The organism is Rhodoferax sp. (assembly GCF_023701345.1).
Taxonomy (GTDB): Bacteria; Pseudomonadota; Gammaproteobacteria; order Burkholderiales; family Burkholderiaceae_C; genus Rhodoferax.
The window spans coordinates 1-7,736 of the sequence record NZ_JAMPXE010000142.1 but is presented as its reverse complement, the minus strand read 5'-3'; the positions used below and the strand labels follow the sequence as shown (position 1 = coordinate 7,736).

Sequence of the window (7,736 nt, the reverse complement as noted above, 5' to 3'; positions counted from 1 at the left end):
TACGGTGCACTAGGGGCGGCAACGGGCACCACCACCGTGTTGTCCTTTTGCCGCAGCAGCTTGCGTTTGGCAACCCCGACGAAGTGCTCGATGTCATCGACGATGGAGAAGAAGCTCGGCGTCACCAGCAGGCTCAGGATGGTGGACGTAATCAGGCCGCCAATCACCGCCGCCGCCATCGGTGCGCGGAAGCTGTTGTCGGCGTTGCCCAGTCCCAGCACCAGCGGCAGCATGCCCGCCACCATGGCAATGGTGGTCATGATGATGGGACGTGAACGTTTGTGGCAGGCATCAATCAGCGCCTCGAAGCGGTTCAGGCCATGGTCGCGGCGGGCCATGATGGCGTAGTCCACCAGCAGGATGGAGTTCTTGGTTGATACGCCAATCAGCATCACCAGGCCGATGAAGGAAGGCATGGACAGCATCTTCCCACTGACCAGCAAGCCAATAAAAGCGCCACCGAAGGACAGGATCACGGACGGCAGGATCGAGATCGGGTGCAGGAAGTCCTTGAACAGCAGCACCAGCACGATGTAAATACACAGCACACCCGTCATCATCGCCATGCCAAAGCCGGCCACCATCTCGGCCTGCACTTCGGCGTCACCAATCTCCAACTGCTGCACGCCGGCTGGCAGATTCTGGATGCTGGTCAGTTTGGCTACGGCATCCGTCACCTCGCCCAGCGGCACGCCCGACAACTCCACCTCGAAGTTGACGTTGCGCACCCGGTTCAGGCGGCTGATCATGGCGGGTCCGCTAGACATTTCAAACGTGGCGACTTGACTTAGCATGACCGGGCCCTTGACGCCGGGCACCATCAGGCGACCCAGCAACTCCAGGTCCCGGCGGGCATCGGAGGCCAACTTGACGACGATGGGGACCTGGCGCTGGCTCAGATTGAGCTTGGGCAAAGCCGATTCGTAATCGCCCACGGTGGCAATGCGCAGCGTCTCGGCAATGGCGGCGCTGGTCACACCCAGGTCGGCAGCGCGTGCAAAGTCCGGGCGAATAACCACCTCGGCACGTGTCAGGCTGGCACTCGATGAAATATTGCCCAAGCCGCCGATCTTGCGCAGGTCCTTCTCCACAGCCGCTGCCGCCTGGGCCAGGGCCACCGGGTCTTCGCCCTTGAGTGCAAGCTGGTATTTCTCGCCCGAGCCGCCCAGGCCGACCTTGAAGCGTGCGCCCGGCAATTCGGACAGCGCGGTGCGCATGTCACTCTCAATCACCTGCTTGCGCGGGCGTTGGCCGCGCTCGGCCAGCAAAACGGTCAGCGTGGCCTTGCGCACCTCGGTGCTGGCGCCACCCATGAAGGGGTCCGTGCCCACGCTGCCACCACCGGCCGTGGTGTAAACGCTGTTCACATGTTGCACCTTGCCAATCAGGGCGCGTGCCTGCTCAGCCGCCGCACGGGTTTGTGCCAACGTGGTGCCCGGGGGCAGTTCCAGGTAGACCTGGGTCTGGGAGTTGTCGTCCGGGGGGATGAAACCACTGGGAATCAGCGGCACCAGAAATAGCGAGCCGACGAAGAAGCCAATGGCCGAGAACATGGTGATCCAGCGGTGCTGCAGCGTCCAGCGTGTGATGCGCAGGTACAGCGGCATCCACACCGGCTCCTGGTGCACATGGGTGGACGGCTTCATGATGTAGGCCGCCATCATCGGGGTCAGCAGCCGCGCCACCATCAGTGAGGCAAAGATCGCGAACACTGCCGTCCATCCAAACTGTTTGAAGAACTTGCCAACCACGCCGCTCATGAAGGCTGTGGGCAGGAACACGGCAATCAACGCAAAGGTGGTGGCGACCACAGCCAGGCCGATCTCATCCGCCGCTTCCATGGCGGCCTGGTAGGGTGTCTTGCCCATGCGCAGGTGGCGCTCGATGTTTTCCACCTCCACAATCGCGTCGTCCACCAGGATACCGATGACCAGCGACAGCGCCAGCAACGTCACGATATTGGTCGTGAAGCCCATGTAGTTCATGCCGATGAAGGCCGGAATGGCCGACAGCGGCAAGGCCACCGCCGATACAAACGTGGCGCGCCAGTTGCGCAAGAAGAACCAGACCACGATGACCGCCAGCACGGCGCCCTCAAACAGCATGGTCATGGAGGCATCGAACTCCTCTTGCACTGGGGTCACAAAGTCAAAGGCCTGCGTCAGCACCAGATCGGGGTGGGCGGTTTTGAGATCGACCAGCGCCTTTTGCACGGCCGCGCCAACTTCCACCTCGCTGGCGCCCTTGCTGCGCGTGATCTCGAAGCCCACCACCGTTTTACCGTTCAGCGTGGCAAAGCTGCGTTGCTCGGCCACCGTGTCTTTGACACTGGCGACTTCGTCCAGGCGCAAACGCCTGCCGTTGGAGAGGGTCAGCTCCAGCCGCGCGAGTTCTTCCACCGTGGCGACGGTGGCAAAGGTGCGCATGGGCTGCTCGGAACCACCCAGGTCGGCGCGGCCACCGGCGCTCTCGGTCTGCACCTGTTTGAGCTGGCGGGAAATGTCGGCTGCGGTGGCGCCCAGGCTTTGCAGCTTGAGTGGGTCCAGCGCAATCTGCACCTCGCGGGTCACGCCGCCCACTCGGACCACCGAGCCCACCCCGCGCACACCCAGCAGGGCGCGCGTGATGGTGTTGTCCACAAACCAGCTCAGCGCTTCATCGTCCATCTGCCCGGAGTGGATGGCGAAGGCCAGGATGGGCGCACCCGACAGGTTCATCTTGCTGACCACCGGGTCGCGCAAATCGCCGGGAAGGTCGCTGCGCACCTGTTGCACCGCGCTGCGCACATCGTCTACCGCTTCCTGGGTGGGCTTTTCCAGGCGGAACTCGGCAGTCACCGTGACGCTGCCGTCCTGCACATTGGTGTAGATGTTCTTCAACCCCTGCAGGGACGCAATGGCGTTCTCCAGCTTGCGGGCCACTTCGGTTTCCAATTGGGCCGGCGCGGCACCCGGCAGGCTGGCCGACACGGTGACGGTGGGTAGCTCCAGGTCAGGGAACTGCTGCACCTTCATGGCGTTGAAGGACATCAGCCCGGCCAGCGTCAGCAGCACAAACAGCATGATTGCCGGGATGGGGTTTTTAATGGACCAGGCGGAGAAATTCATTGGAATTGATCCTTATTTGCTAGCAGCTTGCGCAGGTTTTTCTGAGCCTGCAGGACTTTCCACTACCTTGACCAGGTCCCCCTCGGCGAGAAAGCTGCCGCCACTGACCACCAGCTTGTCATCGGGTTTGACGCCGCTCTGAATTTCGATTTGGTCGTCCACGATGCGACCGGTCTGCACCTTGACTTGGGCCACGCGGCTGTCGGCGCCGACGCGCGCGACGTAGCTGAAGCCGTCGCGCACGACCACGGCGGTTAGTGGCACGGTCAAGCCACCGGATCTGCCCAGCTCAAACTCGCCACGGGCATACATGCCCGGCTTAAAGTTGGCGGCAACGCTGGGCGCCGCGCTTGGCAGGTCCACATAGACCAGCCCATTACGGGTGGCGGCATCGACTGTGGGGGCCAGACTGCGCACCTTGCCCTTCATTTGCGCGCCGCTGGGGGCGGTGACCAACACGGTGGTGCCGGTGGTGATGCGGCCCAATTCGGCGGAGGTGACTTCGCCACGCCACTCCAGGCGGCCCTGGCGTATCAGTTTGAACATTTCGGTGCCAGCACCCACCACCGAGCCCACAGTGACCATACGGGTCGAGATGACGCCACTGTCTGGTGCCAGCAATTGGGTGTTTTTCAGGCGCAGCAGTTGCAAATTGAGTTGCGCCTTGGCTGACTCGACGCGTGCCTTGCCAGTCTGCTCCTGAGTCAGATACTGGTTGACCTGTTGGGCGCTGATGGCACCGCTGCCCTGCACGGCGCGCGCGCGGTCGGCGTTGGCAGCGGCTTCCGCCGCATTGGCCTGGGCCTCGGCCACGGCAGCGCGCGCCAGCGCCACATCGGCATGCACGCTTTCGGCGGCAAAGCTGGCCAGCAGTTGGCCGCGCTTGACGCGGTCACCCACTTGGGCGTGCAACTCGGCCACGCGCAGTCCGTTCACTTCGGCGCCAACGCTGGCTTCATGCCAGGCGGCCACGCTCCCATTGGCGGACAGCTTGATGGTCAGCATGCTGCTCTTGGGTTGGGCCAGGGCCACGGTCAGCGCAGGCTTGCCGGCGGCCGCGGGCTTGGCGGCATCGGCGGCCAGGCTTCGGGTGGCAAACAGGTTCAGGGCAGCCAGGGTCACTGCGATGGTAATAACCAGACCCAGAGTGAGTGGTTTAAAGGTGAGCTTGCGGGCAAGGGAATTGAATGGGAAGTTCATGGTGGTGTCGCGTCATTAAATGTGGGAATAACTTTGGGGGCTGGGTGGGTCACTTCACAGCGGTTTAAGTTGCGCCTGGGGCTCAAAGCCGCCGCCCAGTGCGCGGTAAAGGGACACCCACGCCCGGTTGCGCTCAAGAGTCAGATTTAGCAGGACCGACTCGGAGATCAGCGCGTTGCGCCGGGCATCTTCCAACTCCACCAAGCTAGCCAGGCCTTGGCCAAAGCGCGCCTGGGTGGCGGCCAGCGATTCGGCGTAGCCCTGGGTGGAGACCTTGGCGTCTTGAGTGCGGGCTTCCGTGCTGTGCAGGTTGACCAAAGCCTCTTCCACTTCGCGCACGGCCTGGCGGACCTTGGCGCGGTAGACGGTCACCACCGCGTGGTAGTTGGACTCGGCCGACGTGACCGCCGCCACGCGCAGACCACCATCAAAGATTGGCAGGCTGACTGCCAACGGGCCGAAGGACCAAGTGATGCCTTCCTGGTTGACCCCGTTGGTGCTCAGGCGCGTGCCGGCAATCGAACCCGCCAAGCCCAGGCGTGGCAGGCGCTGGGCCTTGGCCGCGCCGACCTGGGCGCTTGCAACCATGACATCACGCTCGGCGCTGAAAACGTCCGGGCGCTGGACAATCGTCTGGGCGGGCACGCTTGCAATTGAAATAGCAGCTACCTGCGCAGGTTTTGCTACGGATAGCGCAAGTTTTTCCTTCAACGTTGGTTCGGAAATGGCGGTCAGGGCGACCAGGGCCTTGGTGTCGAGTTCACACAAGGCAGCTTGCTGGGTCACCCGGCCGCGGCCGTCCGCCGCGCTGGCCCGTGCCATAGCACCCACGGATGGGGCCACAAAGCCGACGTTGGCGTTGATCTCGGTCAGCCGTGCAGTCTCCTGGCGCGATGCTGCGTCGCGTCGGGCCAGCGCCAGTTGCTGGGTGCAGGTCGACAGACTGTAGTACAGGTTGGCCACCTCGGCCGCCACCGACACGCGGGCGTCATGCCACAGGGCCTGGCTACCTTCGACATTGGCCTGCGCGGCGCGACTGACCGCGCGGTTGGCGCCGACCAGATCAATTTCCCATGCCGCTTGCAGGCCGACCTGCTGGGTATTGGTCACCGGAAAGCCGGGCTGACTTACCGCCCGGCTGGCGGACACCTGGGCGCCCACGTTGGGTAACAAGGCGGAATGGGCTGCGGCCTGCTGCGCACGCGACGCCGCCACACGCGCCAGCGCAAGTGACACGGACGGACTGCTTGCCTGCGCGGCGGCGATCAGTTCCACAAGCTCGGGATCGCCCTGTTGTTGCCACCATTGGGTCAGTGAGCCCACGCTGCCCTGGTGGGGCAGGGGCGCATACCATTGTGCAGGGGCGTCCATGCTGACCTGGGTTGGGGGCATGAAGCTTGAACAGGCAGACAGCGCCAGCGCGGCGGCCAGAGGTGCGAATGTGCGCAAGGGTTGTCGGATCTTCATCATCATGTTGGTGCTGTTGGGTGTTTGGAACGTCGTGACAGTGACGGTGAATGAACTGAATTTTTTTCGGCAGGCCTGACTTTGGTTTTCGTTTTCGCGGTTGGGGGCGTGTCAGGGCGTGCGCGGCGCTGGGCTTCGGCGGCGGTCAGGGCCATGGCGTAGTCCACCAGTCGGTCGCAATACACATCGAGCGCGGCGTGGGATGCGATCAGCCCTGGGCGCACGCCATTAGTGACATCGGTGCTGATCTGCAACATCACGCCCATGCCACTGATCGCCAAAGAGAGCCGGTGGATTTCGTCGTCGGGCTGGGCTACACCGAGGTGGCGACACAGCGCGGTGGCCAGTGCATCGTGGGTGGGCTTGATATTGCGCTCCACCTCTGCCTGTGAGATGCCAGTGGGCTCCAGCATTTCGCGGAAGTGCAGCTTCATGCACTGCTGCGCTAGGTGGCCTTGTTTGAGGGGGTCCACAAAGCTACGCATCAGGGTGGTGATAGAAACTTGCAGCGGCTGGCTCGGGTTGTCTATATGTTCGGGGGGAACCGTCGGATTGACGCGGGGGTCAGTGAACACGGCCTTGTAGAGGCCTGCCTTGTCACCAAAGTAGTAGCTGATAGAGGCAATATTGACTTGAGCCGCCAGTGCTATCTCGCGTGTGGAAGTCTTGGAAAACCCCTTATCTGCAAACAAATCCAATGCGGCGTAGAGCAGGCGGTTGCGTGCCTCGACGCCGTCGCTGCGCAGGGCTTTGGTGGTTTGCGGCGCAGAAGTTGGCGTTTTTGTCATGGGAGCGATCTTAGTCGAGTTAAATCAAACGTTTGATTTAAATAATCCCTGCCCTCGATGGGGTTTTGGTAGGGCAACATTCAGCCTACCATCAGTTTTTGAACGAGCTCACCAGAGTTCGCGGCCTAGTATTTACGCCATTCCAATAGCTGTGGGCGGCACAACTACGTAGATTTTCGCAAAACCACAAAATGTAGGCTGCAAAATGCAGTGGTTGCAGACAACTACCAACGGCAGGTTACGGGCAGTCCAATTTTTCGTTTCTCAATCGTTGCCTACTTTTATTTGAGCGCAAACCTGGACGATCGGAGTCGAGATCGACCAGTATGAAATCCCAACCACCGCATTCAAATCTTGTCGGCATACTTTCTGCTGAGCGAAGGATAGTCGTTGTTTCTCTTTCTAATCAAATGGGAGATCCCCCGGCTTTGCCGGGGTGGCAGTAGGAGTTTGACATTTACGTAGGTGTCCATCGCAGAAACTACCAATCGTGAGCCGCCAAGCAAACGAAAGGAGAAACTGGATGGACAAGACAGATAGCCTAAATCACACGAAATGGGAATGCAAGTACCACGTGGTGTTTATACCCAAGGGCAGAAGAAAGCTGCTGTACGCGGAGTTACGCAAGCACCTCGGCGAGGTGTTTCGGACCCTGGCGCAGCACAAGGAAAGTCGGATTGAAGAAGGGCACTTGATGGTCGATCACGTTCACATGATGATCTCGATCCCGCCGAAATATGCGGTGTCGCAGGTGGTGGGCTACATCAAGGGCAAGAGTGCCATTTATTTGGCGCGGGTGTATGGAGAGAAGAAGCGGAACTTTGTGGGCCAGCATTTCTGGGCACGAGGGTATTTTGTATCGACCGTCGGGCGAGATGAGCAGGTGATCCGGAGTTACATCCGGCACCAAGAGAAAGAAGACGAAAGACTGGAACAGCTTGGGCTGTGGAGATAAGCGGCCACCGTTTCGGTGGCACCAAGAGTTGGGGCCGCGTTAGCGACCCCGTTTTGCCGCTTTGAGCGGCTCACAATTTGAAAGCCTCCGGCTTTGCCGGAGGATGGTTACTCTCCCACAGGCCTGAATGGTGAACGTATCGCAACAAACGCAACCTTTTGGCTCCCTGACGTTGGCTTTTAACTCAAAGTATGGCTTGCCTTTTGACAACGTCATGTG

General features: G+C 61.2%; 5 protein-coding genes. 1 reads left to right on the top strand and 4 read right to left on the bottom strand.

The genetic code is table 11. The features are described 5' to 3' along the window. The 4 genes from NDI87_RS15145 to NDI87_RS15130 all read right to left on the bottom strand — a co-directional run. On the bottom strand, positions 1 to 3,107 hold a 3,107-nt coding region (locus NDI87_RS15145; RefSeq protein ID WP_296276274.1), incomplete at its 3' end, for an efflux RND transporter permease subunit. Positions 3,108 to 3,119: 12 nt separating this feature from the next. Beyond that, entirely contained in the window at positions 3,120 to 4,307 is a 1,188-nt protein-coding gene (locus NDI87_RS15140; RefSeq protein WP_296276273.1) for an efflux RND transporter periplasmic adaptor subunit, read from the bottom strand. Between the two features lie 54 nt (positions 4,308 to 4,361). Further along, positions 4,362 to 5,780: an efflux transporter outer membrane subunit gene (locus tag NDI87_RS15135; RefSeq protein ID WP_296276272.1), complete on the bottom strand. Its 1,419-nt coding sequence runs from the start codon at positions 5,778 to 5,780 to the stop codon at positions 4,362 to 4,364. After that, positions 5,777 to 6,562: a TetR/AcrR family transcriptional regulator gene (locus tag NDI87_RS15130; protein ID WP_296276270.1), complete on the bottom strand. Its 786-nt coding sequence runs from the start codon at positions 6,560 to 6,562 to the stop codon at positions 5,777 to 5,779. Before NDI87_RS15130 ends, NDI87_RS15135 begins: the two co-directional genes overlap by 4 nt. Before the next feature lie 523 nt (positions 6,563 to 7,085). Between NDI87_RS15130 and tnpA the strand changes: the two genes are divergently transcribed. Continuing rightward, entirely contained in the window at positions 7,086 to 7,517 is a 432-nt protein-coding gene (gene tnpA / locus NDI87_RS15125; protein ID WP_296276269.1) for an IS200/IS605 family transposase, read from the top strand. Positions 7,518 to 7,736: the final 219 nt, after the last annotated feature.

Excerpts from the sequence above, each read along its gene's own strand:
- NDI87_RS15140 (WP_296276273.1), bottom strand. The coding sequence starts at position 4,307 with ATGAACTTCCCATTCAATTCCCTTGCCCGCAAGCTCACCTTTAAACCA.
- NDI87_RS15135 (WP_296276272.1), bottom strand. The coding sequence starts at position 5,780 with ATGATGATGAAGATCCGACAACCCTTGCGCACATTCGCACCTCTGGCC.
- NDI87_RS15130 (WP_296276270.1), bottom strand. The coding sequence starts at position 6,562 with ATGACAAAAACGCCAACTTCTGCGCCGCAAACCACCAAAGCCCTGCGC.
- tnpA (WP_296276269.1), top strand. The coding sequence starts at position 7,086 with ATGGACAAGACAGATAGCCTAAATCACACGAAATGGGAATGCAAGTAC.